Genomic DNA, 21640 nt, shown 5'->3' with positions numbered 1-21640 from the left:
AAAACTTAAAACTAAAAGACGATTTGTTTTTTTAATCCCATTATATAAAAATCAATCTGTCTAATTTTATTCAATTTTAACCACAGACATTTTACTATTATATGGTTTATTCTCTTTTGTTTCCATTGCTCTTTGCGCTATTTCTATCGAATCAAATTTATCATAATAAATAAAATATTTACCTGATTTGACGTCATAGAAGAATTCAACATTAGACTGGCCAGAGGAAACGGTTTTTGTTAAAAATTCATCTCTTTTTGATACATCCTCATGTACAGCAATTACAAGATAAAATCCTTTTTCTGCATTTTTAATATCTTTTAAAACTTGAACATTCGACTGCTTTTCTCCAAAATCAAAATCGGATTCTTTTAATGGTGTTATGCTAATTGCTGTATTTTGCTTTATCCTTTTTAATGTTGCTACATCTTCCAAATATCGATCTTGATTATTCGCAAAAGCTGCTTTTTTAATTCGTCGCTTTTTCTCTATCTCGGTATCAACATTTATTTTTTCTAAAGCAGAAACTAAATCTATGTTTGATTGTATTGCTTTAACGTAATCAACTTTAAGATTTTCAATTGTTTTTAAATAATATTTATTTGTTTCATCATTTAAATCGACACCTTTTTTAATCCTTTTTTTGTATAATTCATCTAATTCTACAATTTTCTCTTTCTGATTTTTATTCACATCTAAGATTTGAGATTTTAAACTTTCCAAAGCTGTGTTTTCTGCAGTAATACTTTTGAATGCTTTTGGCTCTTTAAAAATACCTTTCTCGCTCAAATCATTTTCCTCTTTCAATTCTTTCAAGGCATTTATTTTATCGGAAACTTTTTTAGTTAACTGTTTCAATAAATCTTGTTGTTCCTTTTTCGTATCTGCAACTATTTTAGTCAAATTATCTATAGATTTGGCATTTTCATCTTTAGGAATTGCTGCTAATCTGGCTTCTTCAGCCAATTTTGCTTTTGTAGCTGCATCTAAATCGGCTTTCAATTTGGCATCGGCCAATAGTTTGGCTTTGGCATCAGCATCCGATTTCAATCTGGCTTCTTCGGCCAATTTTGCTTTTGTAGCTGCATCTAAATCGGCTTTCAATTTGGCGTCGGCCAATAGTTTGGCTTTGGCATCAGCATCCGATTTCAATCTGGMTTCTTCGGCCAATTTTGCTTTTGTAGCTGCATCTAAATCGGCTTTCAATTTGGCATCAGCCAATAGTTTGGCTTTGGCATCAGCATCCGATTTCAATCTGGCTTCTTCGGCCAATTTTGCTTTTGWAGCTGCATCTAAATCGGCTTTCAATTTGGCATCGGCCAATAGTTTGGCTTTGGCATCAGCATCCGCTTTCAATCTGGCTTCTTCGGCCAATTTTGCTTTTGWAGCTGCATCTAAATCGGCTTTCAATTTGGCATCGGCCAATAGTTTGGCTTTGGCATCAGCATCCGATTTCAATCTGGATYCTTCGGCCAATTTTGCTTTTGTAGCTGCATCTAAATCGGCTTTCGATTTGGCATCGGCCAATAGTTTGGCTTTGGCATCAGCATCCGCTTTCAATCTGGCTTCTTCGGCCAATTTTGCTTTTGTAGCTGCTTCTGAATCGGCTTTTAATTTGGCATCGGCCAATAGTTTGGCTTTGGCATCAGCATCCGCTTTCAATCTGGCTTCTTCGGCCAATTTTGCTTTTGTAGCTGCTTCTGAATCGGCTTTTAATTTGGCATCGGCCAATAGTTTGGCTTTGGCATCAGCATCCGATTTCAATCTGGCTTCTTCGGCCAATTTTGCTTTTGTAGCTGCTTCTGAATCGGCTTTCGATTTGGCATCGGCCAATAGTTTGGCTTTGGCATCAGCATCCGATTTCAATCTGGCTTCTTCGGCTAATTTTGCTTTTGTAGCTCCTTCTGAATCGGCATTCAATTTAGTATCAGATTTAGACTTCTCGCCTGCTTCTTTATTCGCTTTTATTTTGGCCTCCTTTTGTTCTTTGTATATCAAATATTCATTATAGGATGCTTTTGATACAGGTTTTCCTGAACTACTCTTTCTATCAGAAGCGGCTGGGATAATTGACCCTTCGTCCTCATCATCACCGTAGTCGTATTTTTTGTTTTTAAATTTATAGGCAAAAACAATTTCATGAGAAGCCCCAAAATTTGATAAATTTCCAGTTCCTCTTTCATAATTATACTCCATTGCTATTTTTGGAGTTATATTTAAACCAATTCCTCCAGACATTCCGTAAAGCGAATTATAACCTGCTTGTGCCCAAATTCCTTTAAGTAATGTTAACATTGCTAATCCTGAAAAGATAGTTTTATCTTTTTTTACTTCCGTTTTAATCAAGCCTGAAAATTTACTTCCATCAAAAAAATCAAAGGAATCAATAAAGCCTGTATACATAATGTGCGCTTCTGTAGTTCTTTCAGGATTATTTTTAATAATTTTTGATGTATTAAGATTATATAAAATAAGATTATTCATAGATACCCCAAAATCAAAAAAGGCGGTTCCATAATTTATTCCTGGATTTACGGTAAATAAAGAATTTGCTGGGATGTTTTCTAATGAAGGATCTGGATAGTTAGAAATTACTTTGCCTTTATTTAATCCGCTTTTGTAGAATCCTAAATTTAATCCAAATGTCAGGTTACTATCTTCCTGCAATGTAATGTTCTGTGCGAAATTTGCAACTGCGCCAAAAGTAGTTAAAAGACCATAATCTTGCTGAAAAAATCCAAGTGACGCTCCCGAATTTTCTAAAATTCTTCCTGAATAACTAAACAAAAAAGTTTGAGGTGCATTGTCAAATTGTACCCATTGTTTTTTACTATACAAACTTAGCACAGGACTTTGTTCTCTTACAAAACTAAAAGTGGGATTTATAATAAATTTATTAAATTTCAATGAATTCCTAACCGGGAGTGTAAACGCAACAATTCCATCCTCTTGAGAATAAACCATCTGCATCGTACAGAAAAATACTAATATAACTATAAAACACCTACTCATCTTATTTTACTATAGTTATTGAACCTTTTTTTACATTACCCCCTTGAGAAGTAATGATATAATAATAGACAGAATTTGTGTTTTTTAAATTCATCCCATTTTCCGGCCAATTATTTTGATAATCATCCGTTTTTAATACTATTTCACCAAAAGAATTCATCAAAACAACTTGGGTTTTAGTTCCACTAATATATTCTTGTGGAATAATCCAAAGATCATTTATTCCATCGTTATTTGGACTGATTAAATTTGGAATGTCAATTGAGTTTGTATCTACAATCGTGTTTATTGTAAATAGCATTTCGTTTGTAGTAAAACATCCTGAAGTTTGAGTTGTACTAACTTTATAATTCCCTATGCCAGTCAGGGTATAAGAGCTTGATGCAGCTCCAGGAATTAAAACTCCATTTAAATACCATTTATACTCTGGATTCAATGCATTTGTGGTTACAGTCACCGTTTTTGAACTACCTTCACTTATTGTACTTTTTTCTGGAATATCGATTGTACTTGTCATTTTAAAAACTTCCAAATCAATTGTTCCGGTAGATTTACATCCACCATAATCTATATCAACAGTATATCTACCTGCTGAATTGGTTTGATAGGTTTGACCAATTGCTCCCGAAATCACTACATTGTTTTTTTTCCACAAATAGGATTTTCCCGTTGATGCAGTTAATGTAGTTGCACCAGCGTTAAAACATAATGGGTTGGATAGGCTAGAGGTTATTGTAGAAAAAGATCCAGAACTTGTACTAACCGTTACGTCTTGAGAACGAAAATTAGCATCTGAACAGGAACCATAATCTATTTCTACATGATAAATACCAACAGCGTTTACATTTAATGAACTAGCTCTTTCCCCTGACATCAATAGGTTATTTTTGTACCATTTGTATTTTAATTCTGGAAAAATTGCTGGTGAAGAACCCGGTTTATTTGGAGTAGGATTATCTATTGCAAGAGTCATATTTCCTCCATTACAAAAACTTGCATTTGGTAGCTGATTATTAATGTAAAAAGGTTGTGAAAACGGTTTATAATAAGCCGGAAAAGAAGTTTTAAGGTCAAACGAACTAAATTCATTACTACTAATTCCTGTTGAACTTTTAACTCTTAATTTATATGTTTCAGAACCGATTAAGGTAGTAGGTACTGTAAAAGAAATTACTTTTTCTGAAGCAGAAACATTTACAATCGAAATTATAGTAGTCAATATCGGGTTCGAAAAACTCCCCTTGTCATCTGAAAGTTCAATTGAAAATGTAGTCAAAGCGGGAAATCCTGAAAATTTAAAATTAGCTTCAAAAGTATTGAAATCAGATTGAGCACAAATTTTAACAAAAGGTAATTTCTGAGGAATTATAGATTGAGAATATACCACCTTGTTGCATGTTAAAAATAGTAATATAATAATTATAATCTTTTTTAAATTATCAACACTTGTACATTTAAGCTTTTTTAAAATACATATCATACGCAATAGTTTTAATTGCTCCCCCAAAAGCTATTTCTTAATATAATTTTATTCCATACAAAAAGAGGTTATTAGTCATCGTTTGATACTGTTATTCTACCCATTCTCAATCTATAATCTGGACTTTTATTATTAAAAGAATCCACAAATGTCTCGTTATTTTCCGCTTGAGAGTAAACATTAGAAAAGGCAGCATTTCCATACCAATTTTCTAAATCCTCGTTATTAGAATTGTATTCTAAAAATATGTTCCCCTTACATAAATTAAAATAAGTTTTTTCTAATTTTATTTTATTTAAATGCTCATCATTAATTTCAATTTCAGAATTCAATACTATTGCTGGATTAAAACCTGAAATAACCGTTCTTTTAAATTCAAGGTTAGTGTTTTCTCCAATATATACGGCTTCTTTAACTAAACCCGATTGAATATCCGCACTTAAATTATTGCTATTATTAATTAATGTTAAATTTGTCGCAGTAACGAATGTTTGTTTTTTAGTGAAATTTACTTCTTCTTTTTTAGTATAAGAAGCGATATCTAAACATCTTGAACCCGTGTTACTTGATAAATAAGAAGACCGAATAGCTAGCGAATTGTTTATGAAACATTGTGTTCCATAATTAAATTTATAATCATTGGCTATAGCCTTATAAGAAATCAGCTTGTCTAAACTAAGCTCTCCTCCATCAATTTCATAGGAATTTCCGGCAGAAAAGCTTACCATTATGTTTCCTACTATTGTTTTTTTCCCTACTCCAGCCAATAAAAGTGAATTAAAATTACTACTTCCTTTTATTTTTTTCCCTGCATATTCTATTCTAACATATCTTAAAACACCAGAATTACTATCAGAATTAGTTCCTCCATAAAGGGATAAAACTGGATCTAAATCATAACTTAAACTAGCTAGGTTGCCAAATTTATTGGTTGGTGCATCCCCTAGAATAATTATTCCACCCCAATCTCCAGCCTTTTTTATACTTCTGTTAGAAGTAAATATAATTGGATCGGTTTCCAAGCCATCAGCAATTAATGTTGCCCCTTTTGTGATTATTAATGTTCCTTTAGATTCATAATTACCAATTATTATCGTTCCAGGCTCAATGGTTAGAGTTGCATTTTTGGTTACAAATACATTGCCTTGTAATTCATAAATATTTTTTTTGTACAACTTAGTATTTTCAGAGATATTTCCTGCTAATATTTGATTCGCTTCACCATATTCCACTTTATTAGGGTTGAATTCTGTCCATTTGTTTAACCAGTTTGTAAGCCCTACAATTCCTTTTTCTTGTTGTGCATTTGCGCCACAAAAGACTAAGAGAAGTATACCTATAATTAGAGTAGAATTTTTCATGTGATAAATATTAAATTTAAACTTTTCATTTTGTTATTATTTATTTTTTGTTATCATCCATTTTAGATTGTAATTATGATAAGTTGAAAATAAAGCCTATTTATTGCTAAACTATTTTTATAAAATAAAAGTAAAAAAACGCATTTAGTTATTTTTTACTCATTGGATTCTCTTAATTCGTACCAAGATTTTAATGTGCTTTCATAAAATATAATAGCTGTAATTAGATTTTTTTTATCAGAGTAAGGCATTATATTTGTCTGAAAACTAACCATTGATTCAATAAAATCTTCAATCGCTTTTTCTTGATTTTCAAAGTTTTTTTTGTTTTGAGAATCTACGGGTATGCCTAAATCTACCATTGTCACTCCTGATTTTGTAGCTAAGGCGATATAAGGTAATGTCTTTACAAGAACTTTCATACGCTCAGTATACAATTCTATTAATTGCCCTTTATTAAGCTCTTGTAATTCTTTTAGATCATAATATTTCTTAATATTTGCGGACTTACTTATTATACTTTGTGGTGCTTTTGAATTTTTATTTTGAGCATTGATGCTATTAAAGATTATTATCAAAATAACACTAAAAATTAAACTTTTACTTTTCATCATTTGAATCTATATTATAGTTATAAAACAAATATATATAATTAAAATCTATAAAATCAAAAATAAATTGGTTTTTTAAGCCAAAAAGATTACAAAATGAATTTTATATTGTTTTTTATCGGATAAATCTGTGTTTTGTCGAGGGTGTTATAACTGAATTAGTTATGGAAATTGAAAATAATAATTTTAAATTTACACTTTTCGACACTTATAAGTATATATTATAATTTTAAAGAATTGTTTTATAAATTATACTTTTTGTCGAATACTACTATTTTTAATAGTTATTTTAAAAACTAAAAAACCTGCCTGACAAAGTAGATTCTTACGGCAACTAATTTAATACATGACACCAGCAAAAATTCAACACCATAAAAGAAAATATTTGAAATTGATAATCTCAATAACTCTTTTAAAAAAAATTTATACCTCTGTTCGAGTAAGAAAGCATTAGAAAACACCAAAAATATTTATTTCAAATGACAATTTTGATGACGGTATTCTCCCGGAGTCAGGCTAACCATTTGTTTGAATACTTTTGAAAAGTGAGGTAAATTAGAAAATCCTGTATCCATAGCGATTTCCAAGAATGTTTTATCAGTGGTGGCAATGAGGTATTGTGCCCTTTCTATCTTTTTTTCATGAATATAATTTAAAGGTCTTTGCCCAGTATGAATCAGAAATTGTTTTGAAAAATAATCTTGATTCTGATTGACTCTATTGGCTAATTCCGCCACAGTTAGATTTTCATCTAAATGGAGTTGCACATAACTCATAGTATCCAAAATTTTTGAGGGCGTACTTTGAGGAGTGTTTTGTTTGAAATTTTTAGTGTTTAAAAACTTAGAAATCAAAAGAAATAATGTTCCTTGGTTTTCAAACTTTAGATACGGTTTGAGTTCATTGTTAAGAGATTGATATTCCTTGTAATACACTTCTTTTTCATACACTTTTGGATTGTTTGAACGGTTAATTCCTCTGCTTGGGTTGTGATACAACATTTGCTTGATAAGAACAATATCAGTTTCGGTAGCGACTAATTTGATCACATTTCTATTTTGATTGAACAACGAAATTCCATCTGGTGTTTCCTCAAAAAACTGAATAAAATATTGACTCAAATATTCATCACAATTCAAATTGCAAATGGTAAAACTTGGAATCAGGTATAAGTAACCGGGTTCTAAAATAAATTTATCCGAACTGTTTGAAATGGACCCCATACCTTCATCGATGTAATACAGTCGATAATACGGACTAATTACATTATTGAAATTCCAGTTGTTGTTAAGTTTCACATAATCAATGTGTAATAAGGAAAATGAATGTTTAAAAGTGTTTTTTGCCATAATAACATTAAATTATAAAAAAATCGTTTTTGAATAAAAAAAAATCGTTTTTGAATAAAAATGATTAGTTGCGACTAAGTTATATTTGTTTTTAATAAATTCAAAAATTAAAGGTTAAAAAAACTAATAATCAAATTTACATGGAAAATTGTTGTTATAAAATTACTTTAAGGTTATTTTTAGAACAAAATTTAACATTAAAATAAATTGGATAAATCGGAAATGTATAAATTAGTATTCAAATCATAAAAAAATGGACAGAAGAAATGCTTTAAAACTTGGTGTGTCGGCTTTAGCTGGACTTTATTTGTCTCCTTTGTTAGGTCAATCTACAATTCTTAATACTCCTGCTTTTAAAGGGTTTTTTGAACCAAATTGGGATTCTTTGAGCAAATATCAAGTGCCCGATTGGTTTCGGGACGCTAAATTTGGAATGTGGGCACATTGGGGACCTCAATGTGAACCTGAAGCTGGAGATTGGTATGGTCGTGGCATGTATCAGGAAGGTTCAAGACAGTATAAATTTCATGTCGAAAAATATGGACATCCATCCAAATTTGGTTTTAAAGATATCATCAATGTTTGGAAAGCTGATAATTGGAACCCAGAAGAATTGGTGAATTTATACAAAAACTCTGGGGCAAAATATTTTATGGCAATGGCCAATCACCATGATAATTTGGATTTGTATGACAGTAAATACCAACCCAATTGGAATTCGACTAAAATGGGACCTAAAAAGGATATTATTGGCGGATGGGAAAAAGCCGCGCGAAAAGCTGGTCTTCCATTTGCAGTAAGTGTTCATGCGGCTCATGCTTGGAATTGGTTTGATACTTCTCAGGGTGCAGATAAAGATGGTGCTTTTGCAGGTGTTCCTTATGATGGTAAATTGACTAAGGTTGATGGAAAAGGAACTTGGTGGGAAGGTTTAGATCCTCAAGATTTGTATGTACAAAATCATCCATTAAGTACAAAACCTTCTGATAGGTCATCTGTACACAGTCAATGGGACTGGAAAGACGGTGCTTCAATACCTTCGGAACGCTACATAGAAAAATTTCATGATAGAGCCATTGATTTGATTGATAAGTACAATCCTGATATGATTTATTTTGATGATACTGCAGTACCGCTTTGGCCAGTGAGTGATGCAGGTTTACGGATCACGGCACACATGTACAATAAAAGTCTCCAAAAAAACAACGCTGTTCAGGCAGTAATTACTGGTAAAATATTAGATGAACAACAAAAAAAGGCCATAGTTTGGGATATTGAAAAAGGCCAAAGTAATGCTATTGAACCCTTGCCTTGGCAAACAGATACTTGCCTTGGAAACTGGCACTATGATAGAGATGTTTACAATAGAAAACGTTACAAATCGGCTAAAACAGTTATTCATACACTGATAGATGTGGTTAGTAAAAATGGAAATTTGATGCTTAATATTCCTGTGCGAGGAGATGGAAGTATCGATGAATTAGAGCGTGATATTGTTACGGAAATAGGTGTTTGGATGAAATTAAATAGCAAAAGTATTTATGGAACCCGTCCATGGAAAATATTTGGCGAAGGCCCACAACAGGAAAGTGCAGGAGCATTGACTGCTCAAGGTTTTAACGAAGGAAAAGGAAAACCTTACACATCAGAAGATATTCGTTTTGCACAAAAAGACAAAACACTTTATACAACTGTAATGGCTTGGCCTGAAAGCGGTACTGCAATTATTAAAAGTCTAGGGAAATCAAGCCCACATCATACAGATAAAATCACACAGATAAAACTGGTGAGTACAGGAGAAAAATTGAAGTTTAAACAAAATTCAGATACTCTTGAAGTATACTTTCCAAGTCAGAAACCAGAAGCTTCATATGCTAATGTTTTGGAGATTATATAAAGGCAATTTAATTTAAAAACTTAAATTTATGACTTCAAGAAAAATATGTTATGCCTGTGATTTAGCGGATAATCCAAAATTAATAGAGCAATATAAAAAGTACCACGAAGCAGTTTGGCCTGAAATCACTAAAAGCATCAAAGATGCAGGAATTATTGATATGGAAATTTATATCGTTGCCAATCGATTGTTTATGATTATGGAAGTGGACAAAACCTATACTCCAGAACGCAAACAAAAAATGGATGCCACCAATCCAAAAGTACAAGAATGGGAAAAACTGATGTGGCAATTTCAACAAGCTCCTCCAAGTGCCAAAGCTGGTGAAAAATGGATAGAAATGGAACAAATTTATAAATTACCTTAATTCACAACCTCATTTCAAATGAAAGACTTTTTAAATTATTTTCCAAGCTTTGCCTTTATCTTTCTTATTTCGAGTATAACTTTTGCCCAAACACCAAAAGAAAATAAAAGTGCGGTTATTGGTGTAGTTTTACAAGGCGGATTAACCAATTTAAAAGATGCCACGGGAATTCTAGGAATACAATTTAAAAATGTAAAAACTGAAAATTGGTCTGAAGCAGGACTTACTTTGGGAGCTTTCGATACCAAAGGAAAACAGATTAATCAAATAAAAACAACTATAGATTTTAATAAATTTCCAGAAGGTTATCAATTTATTTCATTCGAAAAGGCGATAGATTTGGCTCAAGCCGAATTTTTACGCATTACATTAATTTCAAAAGCAGGAAAAAATCTTTTTACAGCGGATTTCAAAAGCGGAAGTTATAAAGGAATCCCCATCTATTCCAACTGGATTACACACCCAAAATACGGAAACGGTCCCGGAGTGATGAACCCAGAAAAAGTTCCTGCTGGTATTGATCCTGGAGTTGAGAACACCATAAAATTAAATGTAAATTACCTTTATGATGATTCTTATCAAGTAAGAAAACAAGATAATTTATTGTGGTATAAAACAGGTGCTTTTGACCCAAAAGCTACTATTTATGACCGAGACGGAAAAGATTGGGAAGAACAAGCATTGCCTATAGGAAACGGTTATTTAGGCGCAATGCTTTTTGGAATGCCTGGAAAAGATCATATCCAATTTAACGAAGAAAGCTTTTGGGCAGCGGGTTATCGAGGCGTGCAGGAAAAAGTTCCCTCAGACAATGTAAACAAAAAAATGGGGGAAGGCATTAACGGTTTTATGAACAGCGGAAATATTTTTGTAGATTTTAACTTGCCACAAAACCCTGATATCTTGAATTATTACAGAGATTTAGATATAAACACAGCTGTATCTTCTGTTCGTTACCAATATAAAAAGGTCAATTATAAAAGGGAATATTTCGCCAGTTATCTCGCCAAAGTTATCGTTTTGCGATACACTGCCGATGAAGCAAAAGCGTTGAATTTTAACGTAAAACCAATATCTGCACATCCCGGAAATATTCAAGTTAATAATGGAATTGTTACCATAACAGGCAAACTGAAAGATTCCGAACCTTATACCGGAGGAGGAAAAGCTACTTATAACCAGCCGTCGGATTTAGAATATTGCACCATAATAAAAGTAATTGCCGATGATGGTGAAATTGTAGACCATTACGGCAATGTTGAAGTTAAAAACGCAACTGGAGTTACTATATTTATCACTTCGGCAACAGATTATGATCCAAATGCTTTTAGCATCAACGATGATGGAAAAGTAAATCTAGAAATACCTCAATTCAAGCACAAAAATGGTTTAGAATTTGCCATCCAAAAAGCAGAAGGACGACTCGCCAACACGAATAACAAAACGTATGAAGAACTAAAAAAAGAACACATCGCCGATTATCAAGCTTTATTTAATCGAGTAACTTTTAGTTTAGGTAATAAGACTGCATCAAAACCAATTCCTACCAATGAACGAGTTGCTGCTTACGCCAAAGTGATCAAAGCAATAAAATCAGGAGAAAGTATTTCTTATCCAAAAACCGAATATGATAGTTTAGACACCAACTTGGAAGAATTATTTTATCAATATGGGCGTTATTTAATGATTGCTTCCTCGCGCGAAAACACATTACCAGCAACTTTGCAAGGAAAATGGAATCAATCTGTTGCTGAGATTTGGGGTTCAACTTATTGCATCAATATTAATTTAGAAATGAACTATTGGTTTGCTGGCGGAGCCAATCTTATTGATAGTGGAAAAGCTCTTGCCAACTGGATTGAATCACAAATACCTGCCGGCTCTTTGACCGCTCAAAATATGTACAATGTTACTCCTTCGTCTTATCATTTGGATAAAAACAAAAACATTGTTTTTGAACCTTCCAAAAATGAAACTGTAGATGGCGTTTTTGTAATGCATACCAAACAATCCATCAACGGGCAAACGGATTTAACAGGTTCGACAAGTATTCAGTCGCCGGGAAATACCGCCTTTTTGATGTACAATCTTTGGGATCTTTTCCAACGCAGTCAGAACAAGAAATGGTTGACTAATCAATTATACCCAATATTACGTAAATCCGCTAATTTTTATGCAGCTTATCTCAATGGCAATAAAGTAAAAACAGCTAATTTAAAACAATATCCCAAAGGTTATTTTTACACCACTGGTAAAGGGCGATCACCAGAACACGGCCCTTATCAAACGGGAATTAAATATGACCTTCAATTAATTGCCGGACTTTTGGATTACACTTTGGAAGCGGCAAAAATCTTAAACATCGATCTGAAAAAGCAAAAAGTTTGGAACGAATTAAGAACAAATCTGGAAAAACCCGTAGAACTTGGAACCGACGGTCAAATTAAAGAATGGAGCCAAGAAACAAGTTACAATAAGGATGCAACCGGCAAAGATTTGGGAGATCCCAATCACCGACATATTTCCCATTTAGTGGGACTGTATCCTGGAAATTTAATCAATCCGCAAACTCCCGAATTTCAAAAAGGAGCTCAAATTGTTTTGCAAAAACGCGGTGATGATGCAACGGGATGGTCAATTGCTAATAAATTTTTGATGTGGGCTAGCATACAACAAGGCGACAAAGCTTTGGAATTATTAAGATACCAATTGGCACAACGCACCTATTCTAATTTATTTGACTTTCACGCACCATTTCAAATCGATGGAAATTTTGGAGCAGCAGCAGGAATTCAGGAATTGTTGTTGCAAAGCAATACTAATGCTATTTATCTTTTACCTGCCTTGCCATCTGTTTGGAAAGAGGGAACAATCAAAGGTATTATTGCCAAAAACGGAGCTCAAATCGAAATGACTTGGAAAAACGGAACATTAGAAAATGCTAAAATTTTGAATATAACCGGAAAACCGATGTTTGTTAATTACACTAAAGCAAAAAAAATACAATTGGATATTGATGGTAAATCTACGCTTTTGAAAGCCTCTTCCGGACATTTTAAACTTCCTAAAAGCAGTCCTGGTCAAATATTTACATTACAATTTTGAACCCCTTTTTTTTGTCTAAATTTCAAACATCAAGACTTGAAACTTTATTATCCAAAATTTTAGACTAAACCAATTTCTGCTATCTTTGCCTAATGCAGTTTTCAGAAATTTTAGGACAGGATTACATCAAAAACCACTTGACTCGAAGTGCCGATTTAGGTAGAATTCCTCATGCGCAATTATTTATTGGACCAGAAGGAAGTGGGACTTTACCGATGGCAATTGCTTATTCTCAATACATTTTATGTAGCAATCAGAATGGAGAAAATTTTGGGGCAAACGAAAGTTGCAATCTTAAATTCCAAAAGATTTCGCATCCCGATTTACATTTTATTTATCCTACAGTATCTACCGAAAAAGTAGACAAAAAACCCAAAAGTATTGATTTCATTGCAGATTGGAGATTGTTTATAACCCAAAACCCATACGGCGGTTTATTCGATTGGTATTCCGTTTTAGGGGTTCAAAATAAACAAGGCGAAATTAGGGTTGATGATGCACAGGAAGTTTTAAAATCATTATCATTAAAATCATACGAAGGCGGTTATAAAATTATGATTGTTTGGATGGCCGATAAAATGAATATTTCCGCTTCTAACAAATTGTTAAAATTATTGGAAGAGCCCCCAGAAAAAACAGTTTTTATACTTATATCGGAAAATGAAGAGGATATAATTCAAACGATTCGTTCTCGTTGCCAAGTACTACATTTCAACGGCTTGAGTGAGCAAGTCATTGCAGATGGATTAGTTTTTCGTGAAGAAATTGAACCAAAAATAGCAGCGAAAATCGCCCACCAAGCACAAGGAAATTACAACAAAGCTTTGCATTTACTAAAAGATGACAGCGATGAATTTCCTTTTGAACAATGGTTTGTCGTTTGGGTTCGAGCCGCTTTTAAAGCCAAAGGAAATCCTGCGGTAATTGCTGATTTAATTAGTTGGAGTGAACAAATTGCTGCATTAGGAAGAGAAACTCAAAAGAAATTCTTGCAATTTTGTATTGATTTATTTCGTCAAGCCTTGATGTATAATTATGAATCACCAAGTTTAGTATATCTAGAACCAACAGTCGAAAAATTTTCGATCTCTAAATTTGCACCTTTTGTCAATGGTAATAATATCCATGAAATATTTCAGGAATTATCCGATGCTATTTACCATATTGAACGCAACGGAAATGCGAAAATAATCCTAACCGATTTATCTATAAAACTGACCCGTTTAATCCATAAAAAATAAGCTATGAACAATGCTGCCTCTATTTTAATTTTAGTTTTTTTGGCCATAACCTTTATACAATCTGGTTATGACAAATTGTTTCATTGGAAAGAAAATCTCGATTTCATGAAAGAACATTTTGCCGAAACTCGCCTCAAAAAGTTAGTTCGTTTAGCCTTATTACACCTTTTGGTATTAGAATTAATTTCGGGAGTATTATGCGTTGTTGGTGCAATTGAATTATTTGTTAGCAACGGAAGAACATTCGGATTATACGGAGCTGTTTTTTCGTGTATTTCTTTGTTAATGATGCTTTTCGGACAACGAATGGCAAAAGATTATGATGGCGCAAGAACTATCGTACTTTATTTTATTCCAGCCGTTATGGCGGTATATTGGTTGAATTAGAAAAAATCAATTTCAATGGCAATTTCAATGGCAATTTTTAATAAAAATTTAAAAAACTTTGCTACTTTGTTTCTTAGTGTCAAAAAATATTTAGACTTCAAAATATGACTCCAAAACATCCTTCTGAATCGTTGACCATATTAACTGATTTAGTTTTACCGAGTGAAACCAATGCGTTGAATAATCTATTTGGTGGCGAATTGCTAGCCCGAATGGATCGTGCAGCAAGTATTTCTGCAGGAAGACATTCGCGTAGAATTGCCGTAACTGTTTCAGTAAATCATGTGGCTTTCAACAAATCCATTCCGCTGGGAAGTGTTGTTATTATTGAGGCTAAAGTATCAAGAGCTTTCAAAACTTCTATGGAAATCTATATCGATGTATGGGTTGAAGATCGTGAATCAGGAGAAAGAATTAAGTCAAATGAAGCCATTTATACTTTTGTAGCGGTGGATGAAAACGGAAAACCAGTTGAAGTTCCTCAAATTGACCCTTTAACCAAACTCGAAAAACATCGTTATGATGATGCTTTGAGAAGAAAACAATTGAGTTTGCTTCTTGCTGGAAAAATGAAACCCGAAGATGCTTCAGAATTGAAAGCATTGTTTGTTTAAAAAAAACCTCTTTATATTTTTGCTAAAGTTGTATTAATTAGTTGCATTCAAGAATCAATAAATTAATATTTTTTGTAGTTTTACTAAAAACACAAAGTTATGCTATCAAAAAATATAGAAGTCGCTTTAAACAAACAAATTCGCATCGAAGCCGAATCCTCACAAACCTATCTTTCAATGGCGTGCTGGGCTGAAATACATGGGCTTGAAGGAATTTCACAATTTATGTATGCTCAATCCGAGGAAGAACGCATCCACATGCTAAAACTTATAAAATACGTAAACGAACGTGGTGCAAGTGCTGAAATTTCAGCATTAAAAGCACCAAGAAACAATTACAAAACATTCAAAGAAATGTTTGAAGAATTGTACAAACATGAAGTATTTGTCTCAGATTCTATTAACGAATTGGTACACATCACCTTTTCTGAAAAAGATTATGCGACTCATAATTTCTTGCAGTGGTATGTTTCCGAACAAATCGAAGAAGAAGCAACTGCAAAAAACATTCTAGACAAAATCAATTTAATTGGAGATGATAAAGGTGGTTTGTATTTATTTGATAGAGATATTCAGCAAATGATAACTGTGGCTCCTAAACGAATTCCTTAGATTTCATTTCCATCCATAGTACAACCTTTTTTTTTAACTAAAATTTCAAATATTCACATTATTTTTATTTAGAATAGATAAAAATAACATACCTTTGTACTAGTTTTTAATACCTTACAAATTGAGTACAAAAGGAAAAGAGAAAAAAAAGAACAAAAAGAAAAAACACCTTAAAGACATTTCGACTGTAGAAAACTGCAAATCGAAATGTTGTGATAAATATTTAAAAGGGGAAAAGAAGCGTTGTGACCGATGTCCAAAATTCGATTTAAATTAATAAATTCAAAAATGCCCTCCGAAAAGAGGGCATTTTAAATTTACGCTAAACTGTATTAGGCTTTCCCAAGTAACAACACTTCATTTACTATTACCTCCGTAATATATCGTTTTTCACCGTTTTTATCCTCGTAACTTCTGTGAGTCAATTTTCCTTCAATAGCGATTTCTTTGCCTTTGGTTACATATTTTTCAATGATTTCTGCAGTTTTCCCCCAAGCAACTACTTTGTGCCATTCCGTTTGTTCTACTTTCTCTCCTTTGTCGTTTTTGTAACTATCGTTTGTGGCGATAGTCAAATTAGCTAGTTTACGTCCACCTTCAAGGTTTTTGATTTCTGGATCATTTCCTACGTTTCCAATTAACTGTACTGTGTTTTTCATTGCATTCATGGCGTGTAATTTTTAAATTGTTGTTTGTATCTATTTTGTTGAGATGTTCTATCTAATCAACAGGGCAAAGATGCGACCTAGATCGAAAGTTATTCGGTTGATTACTACTTACTTTCGGTTGTAATTATTTGTAACCGTTTGTAAATGGATATTATTTTCACTATCTTCGTTCAAATTAAAAACTTTTTATGCAAACAGAAATTAATAAAGTAGAGTTACGAAATTTAAGAATTGAAGATTATAAAGAATTGAAAGATTCCATGATAGAAGCCTATCCTGGTATGATAGATTCACATTGGCAAGAATCCCATATTAAAAATCTCTTACGAATATTTCCCGATGGTCAACTCGTCATTTTAGTCGATGGTATGGTTGTAGGTTCCGCTTTATCATTAATCGTAAATAAAAGTATTGTAGATAAAAACCACGATTACGCAAAAATAACAGGAAACTTTACTTTCTCAACACATAACTCTAAGGGAGAAGTGCTTTATGGAATTGATGTTTTTGTACATCCAAAATACCGTGGGTTGCGATTAGGGCGACGAATGTATGAAGCGAGAAAAGAAATTTGCGAACAATTAAATCTAAAATCAATTGTTTTTGCAGGAAGAATTCCAAATTATGGTAAATACGCATCAGAATTAACACCCAAACAATACATCGAAAAAGTAAAAAGAAAAGAATTACACGATCCTGTTCTTTCTTTTCAGTTGAGTAATGATTTCCATGTGTTACGTGTAATGAAAAATTACTTAGAAGGCGATAAACTCTCTAAAGAATTTGCCGTTTTATTGGAATGGAATAATATTTATTATGACGAAAGTCCCAAAATAATTAACCTAGACAAAAGTATAATCCGATTGGGCTTGATACAATGGCAAATGCGTTCGCTTGCTAATTTAGAAGCCTTATTCGAACAATCCGAATTTTTTATTGATGCTGTTTCTGGTTATGGAAGTGATTTTGCCGTTTTCCCAGAGCTTTTCATCGCTCCTTTAATGGCGGATTACAACCATTTGTCGGAAGCGGATGCAATAAGAGAATTAGCTAAATATGCTGAACCCATTCGAATCCGTTTTCAAGAATTGGCCATATCCTATAATATCAACATTATTACAGGTAGTATGCCCCATTTAGTTGATGGTACGCTGTACAATTCTGGATTTTTATGCAAAAGAGATGGTACTTACGAAACCTATACCAAAATACACATAACTCCAAATGAAGTGTTCCATTGGGGTATAACTGGCGGAAATAACATACAAACTTTTGATACCGATTGTGGAAAAATTGGAATTGTAATTTGTTATGATGTCGAATTTCCTGAATTATCCCGATTAATGGCGGACGAGGGAATGAATATTTTATTCGTACCCTTTTTGACTGACACTCAAAATGCCTACACTAGAGTAAAACATTGTGCCCAAGCTAGAGCGATTGAAAACGAATGTTACGTTGCTATTGCAGGATGTGTTGGCAACCTACCAAAAGTAAATAACATGGATATCCAATACGCACAATCGGCGGTATTTACCCCTGCTGATTTTGCTTTTCCTAGTAACGGTATCAAAGCAGAAACAACTCCAAATACGGAGATGACATTAATTGTAGATGTCGATTTAGATTTATTAAAAGAATTACATGAACACGGAAGTGTGAAAATCCTTAAAGATCGTAGAAAAGATTTATATGAGATTAAAAAAGTAAAATAATGAAAAACTGCCTGGAATGTGGAGAAAAGCTTGTAGGTCGGGAAGACAAAAAATTCTGTAGTGATGGTTGTCGAAATGCCTACAACAACAAAATTAATAAAGACAGCACTAATTTTATGCGCAATGTGAACAACAAATTGCGAAAAAATTACCGCATTCTATCGGCATTGAATGTGGATGGAAAGGGCAAAACAACCAGAGCAAAATTATTGAGTAAAGGATTTGATTTTGAGTTTTTTACCAATATTTTAGAAACTAAAACCGGAAACCGCTATTATTTCGTTTACGATCAAGGTTATCGCGTTTTAGAGGATGAATATTATATGCTTGTCAAAAAAGAAATTTAGATCCCAAATCTTTAGTCATGAAAAAAAATTATCCCTCAATTTTATCCGTATTATTTATCCTTGGAACACTTGGTTTTGTCTTCATAACAATGAAGCCTCAATTGATATCCAATAGTGATATACCACTTTCGGAGTTTTCGACAAAAAGAGCAATCGAACAAGTAAAAATTATTTCTAAAAAACCTCATTATGTAGGTTCTGAATATCACGATGAAGTAGCCAATTATCTTCAAATAGAATTACAAAAATTGGGTTTGGAAACATCCGTTCAGGAAGGCTATTCTTTCACTGAAAAGGGAATCTTGACAAAAAGCAAGAATATATTGGCTCGAATAAAAGGCGCAAATAGTAACAAAGCTTTGATGTTGCTTTCCCATTATGATAGCGCACCTAATTCTTATTCTCTAGGTGCCAGTGATGCTGGTTCTGGTGTGGCAGCAATACTAGAAAGTGTTCGTGCTTTTGTGTACAATAAAACAGTCCACAAAAATGATATTATTATTATGTTTTCGGATGCAGAAGAATTGGGATTAAACGGTGCCACGCTTTTTGTAACACAGCATTCCTGGGCAAAAGAAGTGGGATTGGTGATCAATTTTGAAGCACGTGGCTCTTCTGGTCCAAGTTATATGTTTATGGAAACTAATTCAGGGAATGCTGGTTTGGCAAAAGAATTTGAGGCTGCCCACACTTTGCATCCTGTATCAAATTCTCTGTTTTATAGCATTTATAAATTGATGCCCAACTTTACTGATTTAACCGTATTTAGAGAAGTAGGTAATATTCAAGGCTACAATTTTGCATTTATAGATGATCATTATAATTATCATACGGCTCAAGATGACATCAATCATTTAGAGAAAAATTCATTGTCACATCAGGGAGAATATCTGATGCCTTTGTTAAATTATTTTTCTAATGCCAATTTAAACGCTACACAAACTCATGATGAAGCGGTTTATTTCACCATTCCTTTTACAATTATTAGTTACCCTTTTGACTGGGTTTTACCAATGGTAATTATCGCATTAGTATTACTCTTGTTTTTAGTTTTCGTAGGAATTGGCAAAAGAATTCTTTCTTTCAAAGAAATTATGAAAGGATTCATTCCACTACTAGGGTCTCTAATTGCATCTGGATTAATTGCTTTTTTGGGATGGAAAACATTGTTACTGCTATATCCTCAATACAATGACTTACTTAATGGTTTTACGTATAACGGTCATAATTATATTGCAGCTTTCGTTTTGTTAAGTTTAGCGATATGTTTTGCTTTTTACCATTATTACTCCATCAAAAAGCGAACAATGAACCATTTTGTAGGACCATTATTTGTTTGGATTTGCATCAATGTAGGATTTGCATTTTTTCTAAAAGGGGGTGGTTTTTTGATTATTCCCGCTTTTGCCGGATTGATCATGTTAGGGACTTTTGTTTTGACCCAAAAATCAAAATGGACTCTAAACCTGTTTTTAAGTATTCCTGCTTTGCTCTTAATCGCCCCTTTTATACAAATGTTCCCAATAGGTTTGGGATTAAAAGTACTGTTTGGAAGTGCCATATTAACTGTTTTAACTTTTGGTTTATTATTGCCCATTTTTGGATCTTTTGTTCGAAAAGGGTTGACATCAATAATCTTGTTTATTCTAGCAATTGGATTTTTTGCAAAAGCGCATTATTATTCCGGTTACGAAATGGGCAAAGCCAAATCGAATAGTTTGGTATATCTATTTGACGCGGATAAAAACAAATCCTACTGGGCTACTTATGATACAAATCTTGATAATTGGACAAAAGAATATTTAGGACAAAATCCAAGAGCGGCAAATGAAATAAACACATTCCCTTTGCCAAGTAAATACAAATCTGGATTTAGTTATATGGCCTATGCGCCAATGAAAAAAATAGCGAAACCAACTATTGAATTCTTAAAAGACAGTTTTGTAGGCGCTAATCGCTTTTTAAAAATCCGAATTACACCTAACCGTAAAGTCAATCGATACGATATTTTTGCTAATGAACATATTGTTATTCAAAACTTCAAAGCCAATGGCATGTCGCTGACAGGTCAAAAAACGTCAAAATACGAACGAAAAGGCAAGTTACTTTTAAGTTATTATGTGGTGGATCAAATACCCCTAGAATTAGAATTTAATGTTCCTGCATCCAGTGTTTTAGATATGCATCTAATAGAAAGCTCCTTTGATTTATTGAACAATCCTTTATTTTCAATTTCTAAACGAGCCAATTGGATGATGCCAACCCCTTTTGTTTTGACTGATGCTGTGTTGTTACAACAAAAAATAACACCATCGCTAATTCCCATCAATACAATTGAAGTAAATAATACGTTGTTAAATCCCGTATTAACTGATACCATTAATGGTGAAAATTAAAAGGAATTGAAGCAAAAAAATGAAAAAACTATGCTATCAGATTTTTAGATTATAACATTTAAAAACCAAAAGGTATGAAACTAATTATAAAATTATCTCTGCTGCTTATTACGGTATTGATTTTGAGTTGTGATTCAACTCAAAATACAGATAAAGGTTTTTTAGAAGGAAAAATTACAATTGGACCTCTTTGCCCAGTTGAAACAATTCCTCCAAAACCAGAATGCCAGCCAACCTCAGAAACGTACAAAAATTGGCCCGTTTTTGTCTGGACAGCTGATAAGAAAAATAAAGTTGTATTAATTGAACCCGACTTAAATGGTAATTATAAGGTGGATCTCCCAATAGGAACTTATGTTGTTGATCTTGATATGCAACACTATTTTGGCAAAAATTTACCAGCAATAGTAGTGATAAGTAGTAATAAAACTACTGTACTTGAAGTGTCTATTGATACAGGAATAAGATAATGGTTATA

17 protein-coding genes are annotated in these 21640 nt (G+C 32.9%); 11 read left to right on the top strand and 6 right to left on the bottom strand.

The annotated features are described in order from the left end of the window. Window positions 1–66: 66 nt before the first annotated feature. From E0F76_RS02835 to E0F76_RS02815, 5 genes are all read right to left on the bottom strand, one after another. On the bottom strand, window positions 67–3012 hold the full coding sequence (locus E0F76_RS02835) for a PorP/SprF family type IX secretion system membrane protein (RefSeq protein WP_132001038.1): 2946 nt from the start codon (window positions 3010–3012) through the stop codon (window positions 67–69). Between the two features lies 1 nt (window position 3013). Beyond that, window positions 3014–4399 (bottom strand): T9SS type B sorting domain-containing protein, encoded by a 1386-nt coding sequence (locus E0F76_RS02830; RefSeq protein WP_165932622.1) that lies wholly within the window; start codon window positions 4397–4399, stop codon window positions 3014–3016. 164 nt (window positions 4400–4563) lie between these two features. Beyond that, window positions 4564–5853, bottom strand: a complete 1290-nt coding sequence (locus tag E0F76_RS02825) for a hypothetical protein (RefSeq protein WP_132001034.1) — start codon at window positions 5851–5853, stop codon at window positions 4564–4566. A 155-nt stretch (window positions 5854–6008) separates the two neighbouring features. After that, window positions 6009–6467, bottom strand: coding sequence for a hypothetical protein (locus tag E0F76_RS02820; protein ID WP_246021967.1), 459 nt, complete (start codon window positions 6465–6467; stop codon window positions 6009–6011). Between the two features lie 467 nt (window positions 6468–6934). Then, window positions 6935–7813 carry a helix-turn-helix domain-containing protein gene (locus E0F76_RS02815; protein ID WP_132001032.1) on the bottom strand — a complete coding sequence of 293 codons (879 nt, stop codon included), beginning with the start codon at window positions 7811–7813 and terminating at the stop codon, window positions 6935–6937. Between the two features lie 253 nt (window positions 7814–8066). Here E0F76_RS02815 and E0F76_RS02810 point away from each other — a divergent pair, with 253 nt between their 5' ends. From E0F76_RS02810 to E0F76_RS02780, 7 genes are all read left to right on the top strand, one after another. Next, a complete protein-coding gene (locus E0F76_RS02810; RefSeq protein WP_132001030.1) occupies window positions 8067–9710 on the top strand; it encodes an alpha-L-fucosidase in 1644 nt (547 codons plus the stop codon). Between the two features lie 28 nt (window positions 9711–9738). Further along, window positions 9739–10077: an L-rhamnose mutarotase gene (locus tag E0F76_RS02805; RefSeq protein WP_132001028.1), complete on the top strand. Its 339-nt coding sequence runs from the start codon at window positions 9739–9741 to the stop codon at window positions 10075–10077. Window positions 10078–10095: 18 nt separating this feature from the next. Beyond that, complete coding sequence (locus tag E0F76_RS02800) at window positions 10096–13182, top strand: glycoside hydrolase family 95 protein (protein ID WP_132001026.1); 3087 nt, start codon at window positions 10096–10098, stop codon at window positions 13180–13182. 92 nt (window positions 13183–13274) lie between these two features. Further along, window positions 13275–14423 (top strand): DNA polymerase III subunit, encoded by a 1149-nt coding sequence (locus E0F76_RS02795; RefSeq protein WP_132001024.1) that lies wholly within the window; start codon window positions 13275–13277, stop codon window positions 14421–14423. A gap of 3 nt (window positions 14424–14426) precedes the next feature. Then, window positions 14427–14810: a DoxX family membrane protein gene (locus tag E0F76_RS02790; RefSeq protein ID WP_132001022.1), complete on the top strand. Its 384-nt coding sequence runs from the start codon at window positions 14427–14429 to the stop codon at window positions 14808–14810. A gap of 104 nt (window positions 14811–14914) precedes the next feature. Continuing rightward, the gene (locus E0F76_RS02785; RefSeq protein WP_132001020.1) at window positions 14915–15424 is read left to right on the top strand and encodes an acyl-CoA thioesterase; all 510 of its coding nucleotides are present in this window, start codon (window positions 14915–14917) and stop codon (window positions 15422–15424) included. Between the two features lie 99 nt (window positions 15425–15523). Next, window positions 15524–16036 (top strand): ferritin, encoded by a 513-nt coding sequence (locus tag E0F76_RS02780; protein ID WP_132001018.1) that lies wholly within the window; start codon window positions 15524–15526, stop codon window positions 16034–16036. Between the two features lie 332 nt (window positions 16037–16368). Here E0F76_RS02780 and E0F76_RS02775 read toward each other — a convergent pair whose 3' ends face one another. Then, window positions 16369–16704, bottom strand: coding sequence for a single-stranded DNA-binding protein (locus tag E0F76_RS02775; RefSeq protein ID WP_132001016.1), 336 nt, complete (start codon window positions 16702–16704; stop codon window positions 16369–16371). A gap of 188 nt (window positions 16705–16892) precedes the next feature. On the opposite strand from E0F76_RS02775, the gene E0F76_RS02770 reads away from it, so the two are divergent. The 4 genes from E0F76_RS02770 to E0F76_RS02755 all read left to right on the top strand — a co-directional run bounded on the left by E0F76_RS02770 (window position 16893) and on the right by E0F76_RS02755 (window position 21632). Further along, window positions 16893–18419, top strand: a complete 1527-nt coding sequence (locus tag E0F76_RS02770) for a bifunctional GNAT family N-acetyltransferase/carbon-nitrogen hydrolase family protein (protein WP_132001014.1) — start codon at window positions 16893–16895, stop codon at window positions 18417–18419. Beyond that, window positions 18419–18766 (top strand): hypothetical protein, encoded by a 348-nt coding sequence (locus E0F76_RS02765; protein ID WP_132001012.1) that lies wholly within the window; start codon window positions 18419–18421, stop codon window positions 18764–18766. The genes E0F76_RS02770 and E0F76_RS02765 overlap by 1 nt, the downstream gene beginning before the upstream one ends. A gap of 17 nt (window positions 18767–18783) precedes the next feature. Continuing rightward, window positions 18784–21162, top strand: coding sequence for a M28 family peptidase (locus E0F76_RS02760; protein ID WP_246021965.1), 2379 nt, complete (start codon window positions 18784–18786; stop codon window positions 21160–21162). A 74-nt stretch (window positions 21163–21236) separates the two neighbouring features. Continuing rightward, window positions 21237–21632: a hypothetical protein gene (locus E0F76_RS02755; protein WP_132001010.1), complete on the top strand. Its 396-nt coding sequence runs from the start codon at window positions 21237–21239 to the stop codon at window positions 21630–21632. Window positions 21633–21640: the final 8 nt, after the last annotated feature.

The sequence above is a fragment of the Flavobacterium cellulosilyticum genome (assembly GCF_004349355.1).
Lineage (GTDB): Bacteria > Bacteroidota > Bacteroidia > Flavobacteriales > Flavobacteriaceae > Flavobacterium > Flavobacterium cellulosilyticum.
Note: the sequence above shows the minus strand (reverse complement) of the source record. Positions and strands in the feature narration are given on the sequence as shown.